Source organism: Streptomyces sp. SDT5-1, from assembly GCF_052245995.1.
Taxonomy (GTDB): Bacteria; Actinomycetota; Actinomycetes; order Streptomycetales; family Streptomycetaceae; genus Streptomyces.
Map to the genome: position 1 here is coordinate 6,865,092 of NZ_CM125963.1, position 20,341 is coordinate 6,885,432.

Genomic DNA, 20,341 nt, shown 5'->3' on the forward strand with positions numbered 1-20,341 from the left:
GCTCCTTGTTAGCGGGGGAGTCGGGCGGTGAGTTCGGCGGTGGCCGCGGCGAGCGCCTGCCGGTCGGCGTCCGACCAGTCGCGCTCGCGGGTGCTGTGCACGGAGATCCAGCCGGTCATGGCGTCGCCCCGGATCACGGGTGACAGCATCTGGGCACGCACGCCGTACACGTCCTTCAGGGCTTCGGGCGGGTGCGGCGCCTCCCGGAAGTGCGGCTGCACCAGCGCCCTGCGCTCGGCCTCCAGCCACTGGACGGTGTTCAGTCTGCGCTGGTCGAGGGAGGCGTCGCGGCGGATGGAGCGCACGCCGGGGGCCAGCGCCTCGCCCGCCGTGAGGTCCACGCCGAGGCCGTGGGCGGGCAGGTCGACGCGGAACGTCGTGCGGTCGGCGCCGGTCGCCGTGAGCAGCGCCTCCAAGATGGACTGGATCCCGACGCGCAGGCTGCCGTCGCGCAGCAGCTGCCCGTGCCCGGACCACGCGGGGCGCGCCCCGGCCAGGTCGAGCGCGCGCCACAGGGTGGCGCTCACCGAGTCGAACACCGGTATTTTCAGGGACCGTTCGAGCCGTTCGGCCTCGAAGGCGCCGTACACGTTCGTGCACACCACGGCGACGGCCTGCGCCCCGTCGACAGCGGCGGCCTCGATCTGGCGGGCCACGTCGGCGGGCGGGATCCGGGCGAAGGCCTCGTTGTCGTGCTCGCCGAAGGGCTCCGCGAGCACGCACTCCAGGCCCTCCTTCGCGTACGTCGCCACGATCGCGTCGGCGACGTCACGGGTGTACGGCAGGGCGAGGCCGAGCCGGGTCACGCCGTAGGCGGCGCACGCGTCGAGCAGGGCGAGCGTCGAGGTGGTGGCCGGGATGCCGGTCTCGGCGGTGAGGGCGTCGGCCAGGGCGCGGTCCCGCCCGATGCCGAGCCAGGACCCGGACGTCCCGTTCCACACCAGCACGTCGACCTTGGCGTCGGCGAGCTGCCGGGCCGCGGCGAGCATCGGCTCGGGGGCGAACTGGGCGTCGCTCCCGGAGTCGAGCGCGATCCGGGTGACGGGGACGCGGGCGAAGTGTGCGGTGGCGAGCCCCGGAGCACCCTGGAGCAGCCCGTACGTGACGGGTTCGAGACATGTGTTGGACGACGGGGTGAGCATGCCCACGCGCAGCGGGCGGGAGATATCCGGCGGACGGTTCTCGCTCATCGGACGACGAGCCTCCTCGAGTAGTCGATGACCAGGGACGACGCCGTGAACAGCAGCGCGGCGCCGACGAAGTAGAGCAGCGCCCAGGTGTAGGAGCCGGTGGCGCCGACGATGAAGCCGACGACGATGGGCGTGACGATCCCGGCGATGTTCCCCGCCAGGTTCATGGCGGCGCCGACCACACCGGCGTTGGCGCGCCCGCCGAGCGTGGAGGGCAGCGCCCAGTACAGGCCCGCCCAGCGCAGGAAGAACAGGACGACCGAGAGCAGGGCGACGGCCGTCATGGCGTCCGGGACCAGGACGACGCCGAGCAGCCCGGCCGTGACGGCGACACCCGCGACGCCCATCAGCGTGCGCAGGACGGTGTTCGCGGCGGTGCCGCGCGAGCGCCAGTGGTCGGCGAGCCAGCCGCCGATCAGCTCGCCGACGAATCCGGCGCCGAAGATGACGAGCGTCGACCAGCCGATGGAGTTGATGTCGAAGCCCTTGGTCTCGGACAGATACAGCGGGCTCCACGTGAGCAGCCCGTAGAAGACGCCGTTGAAGCCCATCCATCCCAGGCACATGCCCCAGAACGAGCGGTACTTGACGTAGTCGAGCAGCTTCGCGCGCCGGTCGTCGCCCGGCGCCGCCGCGTCCTCCGCCGCGTGCTCGCGCTCGATGTACGCGGCCTCCGCCTCGCTCACACGGGGGTGCTCGCGCGGGGTGTCGCGCAGGTACCACAGGGCGAGGACGCCGACGGCGACGGTGACCGCGCCCGCGACGACGAAGCTGATCCGCCAGCTTCCGGTCCAGGCGATGAGGCCGGAGATGGCGATGCCGCCGAGCGCGGAGCCGAGCGGCGCGCCGCCGTCCATGAGGACCGCGCCGCGCCCGCGCTCCTTCGCGGGCAGCCAGTGCGCGTTGAGCTTGCCGCCCGCGGGCATCACCGGGGCCTCGACGGCGCCGAGCGCGAGCCGGGCCGCGAGCAGCGAGCCCACCCCGGTGGCCGCCGCGGTGACACCGGTCGCGACACCCCAGCCGACGCAGGCGCCGCCCGCCATCCGGCGCGGCCCGAACCGGTCGATGAGCCGGCCTCCGGGGATCTGCATCAGCGCGTACGTCCAGAAGAACGCGCTGAGCACGAACCCGGTGACCTCCTTCGACAGGTGCAGGTCGCGGGTGATCAGGGGCAGGGCCACGGACACGGAGCCGCGGTCGATGTAGTTGAGCGTGACGATGCCCAGCAGGAGCAGGAACACCTTCCAACGGGTACGGCCGTGCGGGGACTTGGTGGTTCTCTCGTGCGGCGAGGCCGCATCGGTGGCGCGGGTCAAATCGGCTGACGACATGTCAACCCCTTTGCTGAGCCGGGGACGAGCTGCGGAAGGGCATGCGTGGGCATGCGGGTGCGGGGCGCTGGGGGACGCCCTGCGGACAGCGAGAGAAGCGTGTGACGTGTGTGTTCGTCGCTATGGCATACCAAAGGATGCGGACGGGGCTGCCCCGCGTCAAGGCGTTGGTATACCGTGAGGAGCAATTGACGGGGAGGAAACATGGCTCAGGCGGGGCCCGGCGAGGCCGGCTGGCTGCGCGACCAGGTCTGCGAGGGCATCAGGGACCGGATCATCTCCGGGCAACTGAGGCCGGGCGACCGGCTGTTGGAGCGCGACGTCGCCGAGGAGTTCGGGGTGTCCCGGATCCCCGTGCGCGAGGCCATCAGGGTGCTGCTCAGCGAGGGCTTCCTTGAGGCCGCGTCCGCCCGCAAGATCGTCGTCAAGCAGCTCTCGTTCCAGGACGTGCTCGACCTCTTCGACCTGCGCGAGGCGCTTGAGGTGCTCGCGGTGCGGCGCGCCACGGAACGCGCCCAGAAGCCTCAGATCGCCGCGCTCGAACGGCTGCTGACCAGCGCGGAGCGCGCCACCCGCACCGGGAAGCCCGCCCGCATCTCGCGGGCCAACACCGACTTCCACCACCACATCGTCGAGATCGCGGGCAACACCCTCCTGGCCACCACCCTGCAACCCCTGGAGGGCCGCATGCGCTGGCTCTTCCAGCAGGTGGACGACCCGCACGCGGTGTGGGAGGAGCACCGCGCCCTGTACGAGGCGATCGCGGCAGGCGACGCGGACCTGGCGGCCGACCGCGCCCTGCACCACGTACGCCACTACAGGGAGGTGGCGATGGGCGTGCTCTTCGGGGCGGACAATGGGCCCCGTGGCCTCACGCCATCTGCCGCCGCACCAGTTCGTGCAACCGCCCACCCGTGTCCGCCAGCAACTCCGCCGGCGAGCCCTGCTGAACGACCCGGCCCGCCGACATCACGATGACGCGGTCCGCGTCCATCACCGTCGACAACCGGTGGGCGATGACCACCCGCGACGCCCGGAGGGCCTTCGTGGAGTCGATGACGATGCGCTGTGTCTCGTTGTCGAGCGCGCTCGTCGCCTCGTCGAAGAAGAGGATCCGCGGGCGACGGATCAGCGCCTGCGCGATCATCAGGCGCTGGCGCTGGCCGCCGGAGATCGCGCCGCCGCCCGAGATCATCGTGTGGAGCCCCATCGGCATCCGCTTGATGTCCTCGGCGAGCCCCGCCATCTCGGCCGCCGCCATCGCCTCCTCCTGCGTGAACGACTCGGCGCCGCAGATGCAGTCGAGGATCGACCCGCTGAGCGGCTGCGCGTTCTGGAGGACGACGCCGCACTGGCGCCGCACGGCCGCCTGGTCGAGCGCCGCGAGGTCCTGGCCGTCGTACAGGACGCTGCCGGAGGCCGGGGCGTCGAAGCCGATCAGGAGGCGCAGGAGCGTGGACTTTCCGCAGCCGCTCTCGCCGACCACCGCCACGAACTCGCCCGGCTCGATGGACAGATTCACGTCGTCGAGGACGAGCGGGCCGTCGTCGGTGTAGCGGAAGGACAGGCCGCGGGCCTCCAGGGCGCCCGACAGCTCGCCGGGCTGCGTGGCCGCCTCCCGTACCTCCGGCTTCTCGTCGAGCACCGGCTTGATCTGCTCGAACATCGGAAGGACCGCGGCGGCCGAGATCAGCGCGCCGGTCAGCTGCGTCACCGACGTGAGCAGCATCGTCACCGACGTGTTGAAGGTGAGGAAGGACGCCGCCGACATGCTGCCGCGCGCGGGGCCCGCGAGCAGCATGAACATCACGAGGGAGCACAGCGGCAGATAGACCGAGTTGAGGACGGTCGTCGCGTTCTTGATGCGGCCCGCCCGGCGCTGCAGCTCGCGGGTGCGCGCGAACTCCTTGGCCCACGCCGCGTACGCGAAGCTCTCCGCGCCCGCGACGCGCAGCTTGGGGAGGCCGCGCAGGGTCTGGAACGCCTGGTTGTTGAGCTTGTTGCCGAGCTTGACCAGGCGGCGCTGCCAGCGCAGTTCGAGCAGCCCGAGGGTGAGGAAGATCGCCGCGACCAGGACCAGCATGCCGAGCGCCGCCATGGCGAGCGGGACGCTGTAGAGGAGGAGCAGCACGAGGTTCATCGCGCCGACCGTCGTCGACTGCACGACGATCGGGCCGACCCCGGAGAGCAGCCGTCTGATGGAGCTGATGCCCATCGCGGCGCTCGCCAGCTCACCCGTCGAGCGTTCGGCGAAGAAGCGGGTGGGGAGCCTCAGCAGCCGGTCCCAGACGGCGGGTTGCAGGACGCTCTCGACACGGCCCTCGATGCGCAGCACGGTGAGGTTCTGGAGCAGCATGAACGCCGCCGTCACGACGCTGGTGACGACGACCGCGAGGGACACCTGCGTGATGAGGTCGGTCTGCGCGTTGGGCACGTACGTGCCGAGCACCTGGCCCGTCGCGACGGGCACGAGCGCGCCGAGCCCGACCGTGACCAGGCCCGCGAGGAGCAGCCTGCGCACGTCCGTGGTCATCGACCGCATGCTGAACCGCATGAGTTTCAGCGGGGTCAGCCGGCCCTCGGGCAGCGGTCGGTAGAGCATGACCGCCCGCTCCTCGAAGTCCTGCGCGTTGTCCGCGTCGATGCGCGTGCGTCGGTCGCCGCCGGGGTGCACGACCTCGTAGCCGCCGCGCCGCCACAGCAGCGCGACCGGCGCCCCGGACGCGGCGCGGAAGCCGACGAGCGGGCCGGCGTCGCGGCGCCACCAGTCGCCCGCGAGCCGCACCGGGCGGGTGCGCAGCCGGGACGCGGTGGCCAGCTGCTCGACCGGGTCGAGGCGGTCGCTGACCGCGCCCACGTGGTCGGGGTCGACGAGCCGGATGCCCGCAGCGTCCGCGACGACCTTGCAGGCGGCGTACGTGGCGTCGGCGCCCGTGTCGGCGGAGCGCACCCGGTCGCGGCGCGTGCCCATGGAGGCGAGCAGGGTGCGGTCGGCCTGCTCGCGGACGGCCTCGCCCGCCCGGATGCCGGCGGCGGCGCGGTCCTCGTGGGCGCTCTCCAGGCGCTCGATCCAGCGGTCGAGCGTGGACAGCAGGCGCCACTGCTGGTTGACCATCCGCTGCCACAGGCCGGTGTCGACCAGCAGATCGGCGGCGGCGTCCGCCGCGTACGCGGAGCCGTACTGCACGCTGCCGGGCGCGAGCTGCGGCCACAGCACGTCGTCGTCGCCGAGGAGGGAGTCCTCCTGCGTGTCCACGGTGCGCCCGTCGAGCGGCGCCTCGAAGAGGATCTTCTGGCCGCGTCCGACGCCGAGCGCGAAGGCCTCCTCCAGGAGGCTCCAGCCGTACGAGCCGTCGTAGGCGGGCGGCGCGTACGGGAGTTCGCGCAGCGGGATGCGGCGCACCTGGCAGCCGGACAGCGGCCGCCCCACGAGCGTGTGCTGGGTGCCCTCGACCGGGCCGAGCAGCAGCGTGCCGGGCTCCAGGCGGCCGAGGAAGTGCCAGTGCCCCTGCTGCTGGGCGTCGACCGCGAAGAGGTCGAGCGCGCCGCCCGCGACGAGCCACAGCACGTGCGGGCCCTCCAGGGGAAGGCTGCGCAGGTCGGTGCAGTCGACGGGGGCGCCGAGGCCGCCGAAGGCCGCGACCACTTGGTCGGAGGACGTGAACTCCGCTTGCAGGTCGGTCATGTCAGTGCTCAGTGCTCCTTGACCAGCTCGGCGTACGGCCCGCCGGCCCGCACCAGGTGCTCGTGGCGGCCGCGCTCGACGACCTGGCCGTGGTCGAGGACCACGATCTCGTCGCTGTCGCGCACGGTGCTGAGCCGGTGCGCGATGACGACGCAGGCGCAGCCGCGCCGCCGGATGTTGTCCATGACCGTCTGCTCGGTCTCGGCGTCGAGGGCGCTGGTCACCTCGTCGAGGACGAGGATCGACGGGCGGCGCACCAGGGCGCGCGCGATCTCCAGGCGCTGGCGCTGGCCGCCGGAGAAGTTCCTGCCGTCCTGTTCGACGCGTCCGCGCACGCCGCCGGGGCGGCGCGCCACCACGTCGTACAGGCACGCGTCGCGCAGCGCCTCCTCCACGGCCTCGTCGGGGATGGACGGGTCCCACAGCGCGACGTTGTCGCGGACCGTGCCCTCGAAGAGGAAGACGTCCTGGTCGACGAAGGAGACGGAGGCGGCGAGCGCGCCGCGCGGGATGTCGTCGAGGCGGCGGTCGTCGATCCGGATGACGCCCTCCCACGGCGCGTACAGGCCGGAGATCAGACGGGAGACGGTCGACTTGCCGCTGCCGGACCCGCCGACGAGCGCGACCTGCTGGCCGGGCCCGACGGTGAGCGAGAAGCCGGACAGGAGGGGCTTGTCGAGCGGGCTGTAGCCGAACGTGATGTTGTCCAGCTCGATGTGCCCGCGCAGCCGGCGCGTGCTCTGCACCTGCTCGGGGCGCGCGTAGAGCTGGTCGACGGGGAAGTTCTCGACGTCCTTGAGGCGTGCCACGTCGGCGGCGAAGTCCTGGATGCGGCCCGCGACGCCGTTGAGGCGGGTCAGGGGCGCGGTGAAGCGGGTGACGAGCGCCTGGAAGGCGACGAGGAGGCCCACCGACAGGTGGCCCTCGACGGCGCGCATGCCGCCGATCCACAGGATCAGCGCGCTGTTGAGCGTCGCGAGCGTGGGCGCGACGATGCCGAGCCAGGCGCTGGGCACGCCGAGCTTCTGCTGCTCCTCCAGGGTGGTGGCGTGCTGCCCGGCCCACCGCCGGAAGTAGCCGTTCTCGCCGCCGGTCGCCTTCATCGTCTCGATGAGCTGGAGGCCGGTGTACGAGGTGTTGGTCAGGCGCGCCGTGTCCGCGCGCAGCTTCTGGGTGCGCGTCGCCCGCAGCCGTACGACGACGCGCATCGCCACCACGTTCAGGAGCGCGATGCCGACGCCGACGCCGGTGAGCTGCGGGTCGTAGGAGTAGAGGAGCGCCGCGTAGAGGAGGACCACGATCCCGTCGACGCCGGCCGCCGTCAGGTCGCGGGCCAGGGTCTCGGCGACCGCGTCGTTCGACTGGAGGCGCTGCACCAGGTCGGCGGGGCTGCGCTGGGAGAAGAAGGTGACGGGCAGGCGCAGCAGGTGCCCGAAGAAGCGGGCGCTGCTCAGCGTCGAGGAGATGATGCGGCCGCGCAGCAGGTTCGCCTGTTGCAGCCAGGTCAGGACGGCGGTCAGCGCCACCATCGCGCCCATGGACGCGAACAGCGCGCCGAGCAGCGAGGTCTGGTCGCCGATGAGGAACAGGTCGATGTACGTCTTGCTGAGCGCGGGCACCGCGGCGCCCACGCCGACGAGCAGCAGGCTCGCGAGGAGCGCGACCAGCATCGTGCCCGTGGTGCCGCGCAGGCGTGCGGGCAGCGCCTTCATGATGCCCGGCTTGCGGCCGCCCGTACGGAAGTCGTCGCCCGGCTCCATGACGAGGACGACACCCGTGAAGCTGGTGTCGAAGTCCTCCATGGGCACGAAGCGGCGGCCCTTGTCGGGGTCGTTGATGTGCACGCCGCGCCGTCCGAAGCGGCGGCCCATGCCGTCGTAGACGACGTAGTGGTTGAACTCCCAGAACAGGATGGCCGGGCCCTGCACCTCGGCGAGCGCGGCGGGCTCCATCTGCATGCCCTTGGCGGTCATGCCGTATCCGCGGGCCGCCTTGAGCAGGTTGGAGGCGCGCGAGCCGTCGCGGGAGACGCCGCACGCGATGCGCAGCTCCTCCAGCGGGACGTGCCGGCCGTGGTGCGCGAGGATCATCGCGAGCGCGGCGGCCCCGCACTCGACGGCCTCCATCTGGAGCACCGTGGGCGTGCGCACCTTGCGGCGGCGCTTGGCCGGCGGGGGAGCGGGGCGGGCGCGGCGGCGGTCGGGGCGGTGGCCCGCGGGCGGCAGGGAGGTCTGGGTCACGGCTTCAGCCAATCGATCGGGCGCTGATCGGCGAGGTGCACGGAGCCGGAGGCCAGGGTCATCGAGGCGAGCGGATACGGCGGGCCGCCGTCGGTGGACCACGCGTAGCCGGACTTCGTGGCGGCCTTGGTGAGCTTCACGAGGACGGGGACGCGGGCGCCGCCCTTGGTGAACTGGCCTGCCAGGGAACCGTCCCCGATGAAGTCGGTGACCTGCCGCTTCGTCTGCGCGGCGCGGCCGACGGCCTTCACCTTGCCGCGCAGCACGCCGTACTGCTGCGCCTGCGGCACGGTCAGGTCGACGTCGGAGCCCGCCTCCACGTTGCCCGCGCTGGTGGCGGGCACGTACAGCATCGCGAGCAGCGGGTCGTGGGCCGAGCCGGTCTTCTCCACGGTCGCCACGTCGGACCCGGTGGTGACGACGGAGCCGATGCGCGCGACGAGCGCCGTGACGCGGCCCGCGTCGATGGCCCGCACCGCCCGATTGCCCTGCGCCGTCTGCACCTTGAGGATCGGCGCGCCCGCCCGCACCCGCTGGCCCTCCTTCACGTACAGGCCGGTGACCTGTCCGGTGACGGGGGTCTGGAGGACGTAACTGCCCTGAGCGTACGTGAGGATGCCGTCGGCCTTGAGCGTGGAGGCCACCGATCCGGTGACGGCCCAGACGCAGGCGGCGACCATCACGACGACGGTGACGGCGAGTACGAGCAGTCCCTGCGGCCGCGCGAGGCGCACCGGGAGATCGAGCTCCTCCGGCGACTGCAGTTTGGACAGGGCCTGTTGGCGGAACTGCACGGGGTCTTTCCCTTACCTAGCTTTCCATGCCGGGCCGGACCGAAAAGGGCCCGTGCCCGGACGCCCCGAAAGCCCCGGGACACGGGGTCCCGAGGCTTGGGGTGCGCCACCCGTCAGGAGGTGGCGCGGCGATCCAAAGGGATCGGATCCGACTCAGAGGCCGGCCGTCACGCCGCCCACGAGGCCGGTCACGGCGCCCGTGTTCAGGCCGGTGAGGCCCTCGACCGTGTTGGTCACGGAGGAGACGGTGCCCGAAACCGGGGCGATGCCGTCGACGGTGCCCTGAACCTGGCCGACGAGGCCGCCGACGAGGCCGCCGGAGACGTTGTCGAGGTCGGCGTCGGAGATCTCAACGGTCTCGATGTGGTTGCTCATAATGAGCCGCCCTTCTTGGTATGTCCGGGTATTTCGAAATTCGCGGGGCGCGCTGGAAATCGGTGGCTGCGAATCCCTGCGGCCGTCATGCGATGCGGAGGATCAAAGCATGTTGACGCGTCGCACAGCTAATCGGACCGCGACCATTCATAGGGGATCCGCGAGCCCAATTACCGTCATGTGCCGGGGTGTTCACGGGCGGGTGGCATGTCCTTCACATTCTTCACGGAGTGGAATGTGAACTCCCTGTGTCGCTCAATGGCAAAGGGGACACTCGCGCATCAACGGCGCGCGGTGCTTGTATGAGGCAATCATTTTCCGCGAAGGACCGTGACCGCCCTGCGCATTCGGTGTGCAGGTTTCTGGCACGCCAGTGCGGCCGAGGCCAGGACCACCGGAGGCACGAAACCCCACGGCGCCCACGTCTCCCGCAGCCCCACCGCGCAGGCCGCACCGGCGACCACGGCCGACAACCGGCCGGTCACCCACAGTTGCTGCCGGCCCCGACCCGTCCCGTCGACCGCCCCGGTGAGAAGCGTCGTGAGCGTCCCCGTGAAATAGGTGGTGGGCGCGGCCCCGGACCCCGCCGCGACCATCGCCGCGGACTGCCCGCCCATCGCCAGCGCCGCCACCACGAGCAGCGCAGTCCGCCAGAGCCCGGACGGCTCCCCGCCGAGCAGCCCGCCCGCCACGGCGAGGAAACCGAGCAGCAGGCACTGCACGGCGAGGCAGCCGACGACGCGGCCCGGCCACTCCTGCGCGGGCCGCTCCGAATGCTCGCCCCGGCATGCGAACCCGGTCGCCGCGGCTCCCACCGCGTACCCGCCGAGCGCGTACAGCGGCCCCGCCACCTCGTGCGCCGAGCCCTGCCCTGCCGAGATGCCGAGCAGGACGAGGTTGCCGGTCATGACGCCCGCGAAGGTCTCGCCGAGGGCCGTGAACGCGAGCGCGTCCACGGCCCCCGAGGCGCCGGCGAGCAGGATGAGCGAGACATGGGGGCGTGTGTCCATGTCTCAGACGGTAGGCAGCGGACCCGCCCCCGAAACGCTCAGCTCCCGGCGCGTCGGCCGTTCTCGCCCCGGCCGGGCTCCAGGTCGAGCGGTGTGACACCGACGCCGTCCCACAGCAGCCGCGAGGTCTCCTCCGGGTACGGGGCGGTGCGCGAGGGCGCGTCGAAGACCCGCGTCGTCCGCTCCTCGGGCGTGAAGGGCGCCCACCCGGGGCCGTCGCCCGCGGCGAACGCGGTCCACGCCGCGCCCATCTCCTCGGACAGCGCCACGGCCTCCGCCGGAACCCCGTCGCCGAGGAACAGGCGCGCGAAGTCGGTGTCGAGCGCCCCGAAGACGAGCGGCACGTCCAGGGCGTGGCAGGCCCCCATCGCGCCGCCCGCCCCCGGAGCCTGCCAGCACAGCTCGTACGCGTACGCGGTGCCGCCGCCCGCCGTGTGCGCCTCGGCGAGCCGCAGCGACGGGATCCGGAACAGCCAGTCCGACTGCACGAGCTCGCTCAGCAGCGACGGGTCCGCCTCCGGGTACGCGGCCCGGTAGGCGTCCTCCGCGCCGGGCCCGGGGCCGAACCGGGCGAGGGTCTCGGAGGCCTCCTCCTTCGTCGTCCTGCCGTGCCGGCCCGCCATGACGGTGAACAGCCGGAACTCGTCCTGGTTGTGACCGACGATCAGGTCGACGTCGCGCGCCGCGCCGGCCGCGAGCGCCTCCCACGGCGTGGTCGGCAGCACCTCGCCGTCGACCACGGGCGAGAACGGTGTGGCGGTGTGGGCGACGCGGCCCCAGCGGTCCGCGTACCGGGCGAGGTCGCGGATCACGTCGTCGGTGACGTCCCGCAGCTTCCCCGGCGCGTGCGCGGCGACCTCCGCCGCCCCGCCGCCGGGAGCGCCGAGCCGGTCCGCGATCCGGGCGCCGATGTCCCGCGCCAGGTCGAGCGTGAAGAAGGTGCCCGGCACGCTCTGCGCGACCGCCCGCCGCATCAGGCCCGCCGCCGACGGCATCGCGAGCAGCGAGGCCACCGAGCCCGCGCCCGCCGACTCCCCGAACACCGTGACCCGGTCCGGGTCGCCGCCGAACGCCGCGATGTTCTCCCGCACCCAGCGCAGCGCCGCCACCTGGTCGAGCAGCCCCCGGTTGGCGGGCGCGCCGCCGAAGACGCCGAACCCCTCGGCGCCGACCCGGTAGTTGAGGGTGACGACGACCTGGCCGCGCGCGGCGAGCGCCGAGCCGTCGTAGTGCGGCCCGTCCGTGGAGCCGGTGACGTACGCGCCTCCGTACACGTAGACAAGTACCGGCAGGCCGGCGGCGCCGAGGTCGGGCGACCACACGTTCAGGGTCAGCCAGTCGTCGCCCTCCGGCGGGACCCGGCCGGTGAGCGAGGAGACGAGGGACTGCGGGGGCGGCGGCCCGAACGCGAACGCGTCGCGCACCCCGTCCCACGGCAGCACCGGCTCGGGGGCCGCCAAGTGCAGCGCGCCGACCGGGGGTTGGGCGTAGGGGATGCCGCGAAAGACGCTCAGCGCCCCCTCGGTCAGCCCGCGGATCCGGCCCGTCGCCGTCGCTATCGGCGCGGTGGGCGTGGCGTCGGTCATGCGTGTCCTCTCGGCCGGTGGCCGAAGCGCCCGCAGTCGAAGCGCTTCGACGAACATCTGGACAGGTACCCTGCGCAAATCATAGGGTCGGCATGCCGAACGACGGGGCGGCTCCCGCCGGCGCCGGCGCCCTCCCACCCCACGGAACCGGCTCAGGAGAACCACATGGTCACGCTCGCAGAGGTCGCCAGGCACGCCGGAGTCTCCGCCAGCACCGTGAGCTACGTCCTGAGCGGAAAGCGCTCCATCTCGGCCGCCACCCGCGAGCGCGTGCAGACGAGCGTGCGCCAGCTCGGCTACCACCCGAACGCCGGGGCCCGCGCCCTCGCCAGCAGCAGGTCGAACATCATCGCCCTGATGGTGCCGCTGCGCACCGACATGTACGTCCCCGTGATCATGGAGATCGCGACCGCCGTCGCCACCGCCGCCCGCGCCCACGGCTACGACATCCTGCTGCTCACCGGCGAGGAGGGCGCCGAGGCCGTCCGCCGCATCGAGGGCAGCTCGCTCGCCGACGCCGTGATCGTGATGGACGTCGAGCTGGACGACGAGCGGCTCCCGCTGCTGCGCACCGCGAGCCGCCCCGCCGTCCTCATCGGCCTGCCCACCGACACCACGGGACTGCACTGCGTGGACCTGGACTTCGCCGCGGCGGGCGCGCTGTGCGCCGAGCACCTCGCGGGTCTCGGACATCGCGAGATCGCCGTCATCGGCGAGGCCGCCGCCGTCTACGAGCGGCGCACCGGATTCGCCGAGCGCACCCTCACGGGCATCCGCGGCCGCAGCGCCGACCTCGGCCTGCGGCTCCTGCACCGCCCCTGCGAGGGCAGCTACGCCTCGGTGTCCGCGACCCTCTCGCGGATCTTCGACGAGCGCCCCGGCACCAGCGCCTTCATCGTGCAGAACGAGGCCGCCACCGACCCGCTGCTCGCCCTGCTGCGCCAGTCGGGCCGCGCGGTCCCCGAGGACGTGTCGGTCGTCGCCCTCTGCCCGGAACAGGTCGCCCGGCACGCCTCCGTGCCGCTCACCTCCGTCGCCGTGCCCGCGCAGGAGATGGGGCGGCGCGCGGTCGAGCAGGTCGTCGCCCAGATCGAGGGCCGCGGCAGCGACGAGGAAGTGGTGCTGCTCGCCCCGGAGTTGACCATCAGGGAGAGCACCGCGCAGGCGCCGCCCGCCGCATAGGATCGCCGCAACCGATCCAGCGGCCGCGACCGATCAGGAAGCGGCGGAAAGCGAGCGTGCCCGTGCACCCTACGTACGTCCTCGTCCATGGCGCGTTCGCCAACTCCTTCTCCTTCGCGCCGCTCCAGGCGGAGTTGGGGCTGCTCGGCCACCGCTCGGTCGCCGTCGACCTGCCCGGCCACGGCTTCGCGGCGACGTACCCGGCCGCCTATCAGGCGCCGCAGGACATGGAAGGCCTCGCCTCGACCCCGGGCGCCATGAGGGGAGTCACCCTCGCCGAGAACGCCGCGCACGTGATCCGCGTACTGGAGCGGGCGAAGGGGAACGGTCCAGTCGTCCTCGTCTCGCACAGTCGCGGCGGCATCACCGCCACGGCCGCCGCCAACCGCCGCCCCGACCTGATCGACCACATCGTCTACGTGGGCGCCTGGTGCCCCGTCGACCTCAGCGTGGGCGACTACCACGCCGAGCCGGAGATGGCGGACGTCGACGTCGCCGCGCTCGGCCTCGCGATGGCGGGCGACCCGGCCGAACTCGGCCTGCTGCGCGTCAACTTCCGCACCGCCGACACCAAGGCCCTCGACGCGTTCAGGGCGGCCTTCCTCGCCGACGGCACCGACGACGAGTTCCGCACCTTCCTCAACACCTTCCAGCCCGACGAGAACCTGGACGTCGGCGGCGACGCCGACCGCGCGCAGGCCGACACCTGGGGCCGCATCCCGAAGACGTACGTGCGCCTCGCGCACGACACCAGCCTGCCGCCCGCCCTCCAGGACCGGCTGATCCGGGAGGGCGACGCGCTGACCCCCGACAACCCCTACCGGGTCCGCACCCTCGACAGCTCCCACCTGAAGTGGCTGGTCGACCCGGCGCCGGCGGCGCGGGTGCTCGCGGAGGTCGCGGACGGGATCGACCGCTCTGCGCGTTGAAGCGCTTCCCCGTTGAAGCGCTTCGACTTCCTTGCGTCGCCGCGGGCGGGCCCCGGGGGTGACACCGTCTCCACTCCGTGAGTAAGGTGAGCCTTACCTAAGTTTGGAGTGGAGATGGTCAACCCAGTGGCGCACCCGGAGCTCACCCCCGCCGAGCGGGCGCGGACGATCCTCGCCGCGGCCGACACCCTGACCCTGACTCTGACCACGACCGGGGCCCGGCTGCGGCTCGACTGCGTCGGGCTCTACGCCGTGGACGCCGCGTCCCGGCTGATCCTGCTCGACCCGGCGGACGCCCGCCTCACCGCCGCGCTCGCCACGGCGCCGCACTCGGGACTCGCCGCGTACGCGGAGTTCACCGACATCGCCCCCGTCGTCGTACGGGACCGGGTGCGGGCCCGCCTCGCCTTCAGCGGACGCCTCGCGAACGCGGGCCCCGACACCCTGGTGTTCCGCCCGGCGCGCGCCGCGTTCTCCGAGGACGACGCGGTGCACGTGCTCGACATGACGGAACTGGCCGCCGCCGCGCCCGACCCCCTCGCGGGCGTCGAGGCCGAACTGCTCTCGCACCTGGACACCGGCCACGCCGACCTGCTCCTCCAACTCGCCGAACAGATCGGGCAGGCGAACCTCGGCGACGTCGTCGACATCCGGCCCGTCCGCCTCGACCGCAGGGGACTCGTGCTGCGCCTCGAACACGAGGAGAGGGAGCACGAGGACGTCCGCGTCACCTTCCACACGCCCGCCGTCGGCCCCCACGAAGTGGGCCACCGCATCCAGGAACTGCTCGACGTCGCGGCCGCCCGCGCCCACCGCTGAACGGAGGCCCCATGCAGCGCGGCAACATCACCGCGACCCGCGTCAAGCCCGAGTCCGCGCAGCCGCTGCGGCTGCACGTCCTGCGCAGCGAACGCCTCTCGCCGCACTTCGTCCGCGTCACCCTCGGCGGCGGCGACATCGCGCACTTCCGGCCCATGGGCTACGACCAGTGGTTCCGCCTCTTCCTCCCGGCGGGCCCCGACGCGGCCGCCTCGCTCGGCCGGGTCCCCGAGCGGCTGACCACCCTCAGCTATCTGAAACTCCTCGGCGGCGCCAAGGAGACCCGCCCGGTGCTGCGCAACTACACGGTGCGCGCCCACCGCGCCGAGAGCCCCGAAGGGCCCGAGCTCGACGTCGACTTCGTGCTCCACGGACACGGCGACGACGGGGCCGCGGGGCCCGCCGCGACCTGGGCCCGCGGCTGCACCCCGGGCGACATGGTCGTCCTCGTCGACGAGGGCACCGGCTTCCGCCTGCCCGAGGGCGTGCACCAGGTGGCCCTCGCCGCCGACGAGTCCGGCCTGCCCGCGCTCGCCGGGGTCCTCGCCTCGCTGCCCGCCGACATCACGGGCTGGGCCGTCGCCGAGGTGCCGACCGCGGAGGACCGGCAGAAACTCACGGCGCCGCCCGGCGTCGAGGTCGTGTGGGTCGACCGGGGCGGCGCGGAGGCGGGTGTGCCGGGCGCCGCGGCCCTCGCGCGGGCCCGTGAACTGCCGCTCCCCGACGGCCCGTTGTACGGCTGGGCGGTCGGGGAGTCGGGTCTCGCCACCGGACTTCGCCGGCACTGGGTGGCTCAGGGTGTGCCCAAGGACCGCATCATGTTCTGCGGGTACTGGAAACACTGAGCGCCCGCGCCCGCTTGGCGCGCTGCAGCTCGTCGAGCGCCACCGCCACCGGGTTCGGCGCCTGCGGGTTCGGCGCCTGTGGGCTCTGCTGCTGCGTCCGCTCTGGGGACACCAGCCGCCGGTACCGGTCGCGCACGGCCACGTACGCGGCGGCCGGGAGCAGCAGGCGCAGCACCGGGACCGCCACCTTGGCCACGCCGTGCAGCGGGTGCCGCGTGGCGGGCACGGTGCGGGCCGTCGACTTCGGCTGTGCCTTGGGCTTCGAGGCCGCCGCGGGCTTCGGGGCGCCCACCGACAGCTTCAGCCCCGAGAGCCGCGGTGAGGTGAGCCAGCCGCCCACGTTCAGGCGCAGACACACCTGCCACGTGCCGTCCTCCAGCGGCCCCGAGTGCGCGTCGACGCCCGCGGGATCGATCGTGCAGTCCGTCGTCCAGTGCATCTCCCACAGGTCGGGGTCCGCGGCGTGCGGCACCGGCTGGAGCTTCGACGTCCCGGTGGTCACCACGATCTGCGTGCCGCCGGACTTGTGGTGCACGAGGGCCTGCGCCTTGGCCTTCTTCAGCGGCTGCGTGAAGTCGAGGGCGTCGGCGAGGTCGGGCCGGCCGTCGAGCGGCGCCGGGGGCTGCCACGTCCAGCGCACCCGCTTCTTGCCGCCCGCCGTCTCGTGCACGGAGCGGCGGAACAGCAGCGGTGTGCTCTCGCCCGTCTCCGGGTCCGTCCGCACCAGGGACGTGCTCGCCCGCAGCCGCAGCACCCCACCCTGCCATGTCGACTCCTCGACCTTCGGGCGGTGCCGCACCCCGGCCTCGTACAGCGTGTACGCGTGGATGGCCTCGTGGTCGCCCGCGCGGCACAGCCGGGAGAGCACGGCCAGGCGCTCCGGCAGATGGCGGTCGACGGCGGTGGGCAGGTCGGCCGCGAGGTCGATGACCTGCTGCCGCCAGGCGGCGCGGCGCTCCTCGTCCTGGCCGAGGAAGCCCTTGCCGGTGAGCCGGCGCAGCGCCTTGCTGCCGTACCAGTTCGCGGTGAACCGGTGTCGCAGCTCGTCGTCCTCGACGCGGGTGTCCGGGGCGTGCAGCAGCCCGATGATGCGCCGCACCGACTCGATGTAGGGGGCCGGCTCGATGGGCGTGTAGCTGATGTTGTGCTTGCCGTTGCCGTGCCGCACCCAGTGGTACGTCGTGTAGTCCGCCACCGTGCTGACCTGCTTGGCCAGCAGATACGCGCGCAGCGTGAACAGATGGTCCTCGAGCCGTACGCGGCCCTCGTCGAAGCGCAGCCCGTGGTCGAGGAGGAAGCGCCTTCTGAACAGCTTGTGCACGGTCATCGCGCCGAGGAGGACCGGGTTCTCGCGGACCGAGCCGCGCTCCAGCGGCTTGGCGAAGGGGGCGCGCGGGGCGCCGCGCCCGTGCCCCGCCATCCGGCCGACCACGATGTCCGCGTCGGTCTCCTTGGCGCGGGCGTACAGCCGCTCCAGGGCCTCGGGGGCGAGCCAGTCGTCGTCGTCCACGAAGTGCACGTACTCGCCGCGTGCCCGGTCGACACCGGTGTTGCGGGGGCGTCCCGGCCAGCCGGAGTTGGTCATCGGGACGACGTGCATGTTGTCCTCGCCCGCCAATTCCCGTTCGAGGAATGCGACGGTGTCGTCGGTGGAGCCGTCGTCGACGTAGAGCACTTCGAAGTCACTGCGGGGCATGGACTGTTTCCGCAGTGCGTCGAGGCCGACCATGACGTCTTCGCCTGTGTTGTGGGTCGGAATGATGACCGTGACTTTTACGGGGGTCATGTAGGTGTGTCAATCCGTGCGCTCGGACCAGTTCCGAGGAGAGGGCTCGTAACCTAGCAGCGTTTACATCCTTCACAGGACACGCACTTCCATCGTCGCGCCGGAATCCGAATATCGCACGGAGAGCGCCGGGTCACTTCTTCGGGTGAATCGGGTCGGGCGCCCGCATGGATTCAGGTCGCGGTTGACACGGTGTTGACCATGGCTTCTCTGTACCGGACTCTGCTGAACGGACTCGCCCGGACCGGTGCCCAGGTCCTCGACCTGGCGCCTGGTGCCGCGGTCCTCGTGCACCGCCGGCACGGGCGCTGGACCAGCACGGACTTCGGGGACGGCGTCCATCTCGTCGTCGACGAACGGAAGTCGGGGATCACGGAGCGGGACTTCCAGAAGTCGGCGTCCGACTACCTGTGCAGCCGGCACGTGGCCGAGATGCTCGACCACTACGGCGTGAACTGCGTATTCGACGCGGGCGCCAACGTCGGGCAGTACGGAAAGCGCCTCAGGCAGTCCGGATACAAAGGCCGCATTGTATCGTTCGAGCCTGTTCCGCGCTTCTTGGAGAAGCTCCGCAAGCGGGCCGAGAAAGATCCGGACTGGCATGTGTTCCCGTGCGGACTGGGCCGTTCGGATGAACGTCGCCCCATGCACGTCGAGTGGAACACCATGAACTCGCTGCTGTCGCCGAGCGAGTACGGGAACGCGGCGTACAAGCGATTCACGAAAGGCCGCACGGAGGAGATCCAGGTCTGCCGCCTCGACGGCCTCATGGACCGGGCGCTCGCCGGAATCAAGAACCCCCGCCCCTATCTGAAGATGGACACGCAGGGTTACGACCTGGAGGTGTTCGCCGGCGCGGGCGAGCGGGTCGGGGACTTCGTGGGACTCCAGTCGGAGGTCGCGCTGGTGCGCCTCTACGAGGGCAGCCCGCGGATGACGGAGGCCCTGGTCGAGTACGAGGCGCACGGCTTCGAGATCACCGGAATGTACCCGGTCACCCGGGAGCGGAGCACCGGTCGGGTACTGGAGTTCGACTGCGTGATGATGCGCCCCGCCGCGTCCCCGGTGGCGGCACCCGAGGAGCGGCGGGACACGGCCGCGCAGGGCGGCTGAGCGGATCCGGCCTCAGCGGTCGAGCTCCCGGTGCGCGCTTTCCGGGAGCCGCAGGTACACCACCGACGACACGAGGCACAGCACGGCGACGTACCAGGGGAACAGCCCGCTGTGCCCCAGGTCCTTGAAGAGCGTGCCCATGTACGGCGCGGTGCCGCCGAACAGCGCAACCGTCAGGGAGTACGGGAACCCGATCCCGGCCGCCCGCACCCGCGCGGGGAACACCTCCGCGTTCACGGCGGCGGAGATCGACGTGAAGCCGGTGAGCAGCACCATGCCCGCGCACTGCGCGAACAGCAGCGAGGCGAACGACCCCGTGAGCGAGTGCAGCAGCGGCACGCTCAGGAGCGCGAACCCAAGGCCGAAGAACAGCAGCAGCGGCTTGCGCCCGAACCGGTCGGACAGCATCCCGCCGACCGGCTGGAGCAGCGCGAAGAACGCCAGCGAGATCGTCCCCACGGTCAGCGCCTGCGACTTGTCGATGTCCGTGTTCAGCTCCGCGTACGTCGGCAGGTACGAGGTCCACGTGTAGTACGCGAGGGTGCCGCCGGCCGTGATCCCGCAGATCAGCAGCGACTGCCGCGGGTACTGCCGCAGCGCATCGAACAGCCCCGGCCGCTCGTGCGCCTCGCTCCGCGTCTCCTGCGCGCCCTGCCGGATCCAGAACCCGACGAGGCTGAGCACGGCGCCCGCGATGAACGGCACGCGCCAGCCCCACCCGTCCATCTGCCCCTCGGCGAGCGTGCCGACGAGCAGCGCGGCGACACCGGAGGCGATCAACTGCCCGATGGAGGTGGAGACATACTGGAACGACGAGAACAGCCCACGCCGCTTGGGCCCCGCGGACTCCACGAGAAACGTGGTCGAGGCCGCGAACTCCCCGCCCACGGAAAGCCCTTGAAGCAACCGGGCGACCACGAGAATGACGGGCGCGAGCACACCTACGGACGCATACGTCGGGGTGACCCCGACCAGCAGACTGCTCCCACCCATCAACAGAATGGTCACGGTGAGCGCGGCCCGCCGCCCCCGCCGGTCGGCCACCGCCCCCATCAACAGCCCGCCCACGGGCCGCATGAAGAACCCGACCGCGAACACGGCGAAGGTCGCGAGCAGCGGCACGAGCGAGTTGTCGGCCCCCTTCGGAAACACCTGATCCGCGATGTACGTGGCGAGGAACGTGTACGCGTACCAGTCGTACCACTCGACGGCGTTGCCGACGGAGGCGGCGAGGAGCTGTCGGACCGGGTGTGCGGGTGGGGCCGCGGTGGCGATCGTCTCTGTCATGAGCCTGACGCTAACCCGCGAAACCCCCAGCTCACACGCGGTTTGACCGAGTCGACACATCGCCGTCATCCGGGCCGCACCACCGCGGCCGACCGGCTGTGCCGTTTGGTGCGGCCGGAGATCCAGAGCACCATCACGGGCGCTGAGTCAGCAAAAAGTCAGCATCGGC

At 72.2% G+C, this 20,341-nt stretch carries 16 protein-coding genes; 6 read left to right on the forward strand and 10 right to left on the reverse strand.

Going from position 1 to position 20,341, the window contains the following annotated elements; all coding sequences use genetic code 11:
- Nucleotides 1–8: 8 nt before the first annotated feature.
- Nucleotides 9–1,190, reverse strand: coding sequence for a maleate cis-trans isomerase family protein (locus ACTWJ8_RS31395; RefSeq protein WP_443260949.1), 1,182 nt, complete (start codon nucleotides 1,188–1,190; stop codon nucleotides 9–11).
- Nucleotides 1,187–2,521, reverse strand: a complete 1,335-nt coding sequence (locus ACTWJ8_RS31400) for an MFS transporter (RefSeq protein ID WP_443260950.1) — start codon at nucleotides 2,519–2,521, stop codon at nucleotides 1,187–1,189. The genes ACTWJ8_RS31395 and ACTWJ8_RS31400 overlap by 4 nt, the downstream gene beginning before the upstream one ends.
- 204 nt (nucleotides 2,522–2,725) lie before the next feature.
- On the opposite strand from ACTWJ8_RS31400, the gene ACTWJ8_RS31405 reads away from it, so the two are divergent.
- Nucleotides 2,726–3,499, forward strand: coding sequence for a GntR family transcriptional regulator (locus ACTWJ8_RS31405; protein WP_443260951.1), 774 nt, complete (start codon nucleotides 2,726–2,728; stop codon nucleotides 3,497–3,499).
- On the opposite strand, the gene ACTWJ8_RS31410 is transcribed toward ACTWJ8_RS31405, so the two are convergent.
- The 6 genes from ACTWJ8_RS31410 to ACTWJ8_RS31435 form a co-directional block, all read right to left on the reverse strand.
- Nucleotides 3,393–6,206: an NHLP bacteriocin export ABC transporter permease/ATPase subunit gene (locus ACTWJ8_RS31410; protein ID WP_443260952.1), complete on the reverse strand. Its 2,814-nt coding sequence runs from the start codon at nucleotides 6,204–6,206 to the stop codon at nucleotides 3,393–3,395. The genes ACTWJ8_RS31405 and ACTWJ8_RS31410 overlap by 107 nt on opposite strands.
- An 8-nt stretch (nucleotides 6,207–6,214) precedes the next feature.
- A complete protein-coding gene (locus tag ACTWJ8_RS31415) occupies nucleotides 6,215–8,446 on the reverse strand; it encodes an NHLP family bacteriocin export ABC transporter peptidase/permease/ATPase subunit (protein ID WP_356373767.1) in 2,232 nt (743 codons plus the stop codon).
- A complete protein-coding gene (locus ACTWJ8_RS31420; RefSeq protein WP_356373766.1) occupies nucleotides 8,443–9,240 on the reverse strand; it encodes a DUF2118 domain-containing protein in 798 nt (265 codons plus the stop codon). Before ACTWJ8_RS31420 ends, ACTWJ8_RS31415 begins: the two co-directional genes overlap by 4 nt.
- A gap of 153 nt (nucleotides 9,241–9,393) precedes the next feature.
- Nucleotides 9,394–9,615, reverse strand: a complete 222-nt coding sequence (locus ACTWJ8_RS31425) for a type A2 lantipeptide (RefSeq protein WP_356373765.1) — start codon at nucleotides 9,613–9,615, stop codon at nucleotides 9,394–9,396.
- A gap of 311 nt (nucleotides 9,616–9,926) precedes the next feature.
- Nucleotides 9,927–10,625: a YoaK family protein gene (locus ACTWJ8_RS31430; RefSeq protein WP_443260953.1), complete on the reverse strand. Its 699-nt coding sequence runs from the start codon at nucleotides 10,623–10,625 to the stop codon at nucleotides 9,927–9,929.
- A 38-nt stretch (nucleotides 10,626–10,663) separates the two neighbouring features.
- The gene (locus ACTWJ8_RS31435; protein WP_443260954.1) at nucleotides 10,664–12,211 is read right to left on the reverse strand and encodes a carboxylesterase/lipase family protein; all 1,548 of its coding nucleotides are present in this window, start codon (nucleotides 12,209–12,211) and stop codon (nucleotides 10,664–10,666) included.
- A 165-nt stretch (nucleotides 12,212–12,376) separates the two neighbouring features.
- Between ACTWJ8_RS31435 and ACTWJ8_RS31440 the strand changes: the two genes are divergently transcribed.
- From ACTWJ8_RS31440 to ACTWJ8_RS31455, 4 genes are all read left to right on the forward strand, one after another.
- Nucleotides 12,377–13,393 (forward strand): LacI family DNA-binding transcriptional regulator, encoded by a 1,017-nt coding sequence (locus ACTWJ8_RS31440; RefSeq protein ID WP_443260955.1) that lies wholly within the window; start codon nucleotides 12,377–12,379, stop codon nucleotides 13,391–13,393.
- 62 nt (nucleotides 13,394–13,455) lie between these two features.
- Nucleotides 13,456–14,322, forward strand: coding sequence for an alpha/beta fold hydrolase (locus tag ACTWJ8_RS31445; protein ID WP_443265052.1), 867 nt, complete (start codon nucleotides 13,456–13,458; stop codon nucleotides 14,320–14,322).
- Between the two features lie 114 nt (nucleotides 14,323–14,436).
- On the forward strand, nucleotides 14,437–15,141 hold the full coding sequence (locus tag ACTWJ8_RS31450) for a DUF2470 domain-containing protein (protein WP_356373761.1): 705 nt from the start codon (nucleotides 14,437–14,439) through the stop codon (nucleotides 15,139–15,141).
- Nucleotides 15,142–15,152: 11 nt separating this feature from the next.
- On the forward strand, nucleotides 15,153–15,986 hold the full coding sequence (locus ACTWJ8_RS31455; protein WP_443260956.1) for a siderophore-interacting protein: 834 nt from the start codon (nucleotides 15,153–15,155) through the stop codon (nucleotides 15,984–15,986).
- Here ACTWJ8_RS31455 and ACTWJ8_RS31460 read toward each other — a convergent pair.
- Complete coding sequence (locus ACTWJ8_RS31460; protein WP_443260957.1) at nucleotides 15,958–17,772, reverse strand: glycosyltransferase family 2 protein; 1,815 nt, start codon at nucleotides 17,770–17,772, stop codon at nucleotides 15,958–15,960. The two genes, ACTWJ8_RS31455 and ACTWJ8_RS31460, sit on opposite strands and share 29 nt — an antisense overlap.
- A gap of 201 nt (nucleotides 17,773–17,973) precedes the next feature.
- On the opposite strand from ACTWJ8_RS31460, the gene ACTWJ8_RS31465 reads away from it, so the two are divergent.
- Complete coding sequence (locus tag ACTWJ8_RS31465) at nucleotides 17,974–18,885, forward strand: FkbM family methyltransferase (protein WP_356373758.1); 912 nt, start codon at nucleotides 17,974–17,976, stop codon at nucleotides 18,883–18,885.
- A gap of 12 nt (nucleotides 18,886–18,897) precedes the next feature.
- Here ACTWJ8_RS31465 and ACTWJ8_RS31470 read toward each other — a convergent pair whose 3' ends face one another.
- The gene (locus ACTWJ8_RS31470) at nucleotides 18,898–20,172 is read right to left on the reverse strand and encodes an MFS transporter (RefSeq protein ID WP_443260958.1); all 1,275 of its coding nucleotides are present in this window, start codon (nucleotides 20,170–20,172) and stop codon (nucleotides 18,898–18,900) included.
- Nucleotides 20,173–20,341 lie beyond the last annotated feature (169 nt).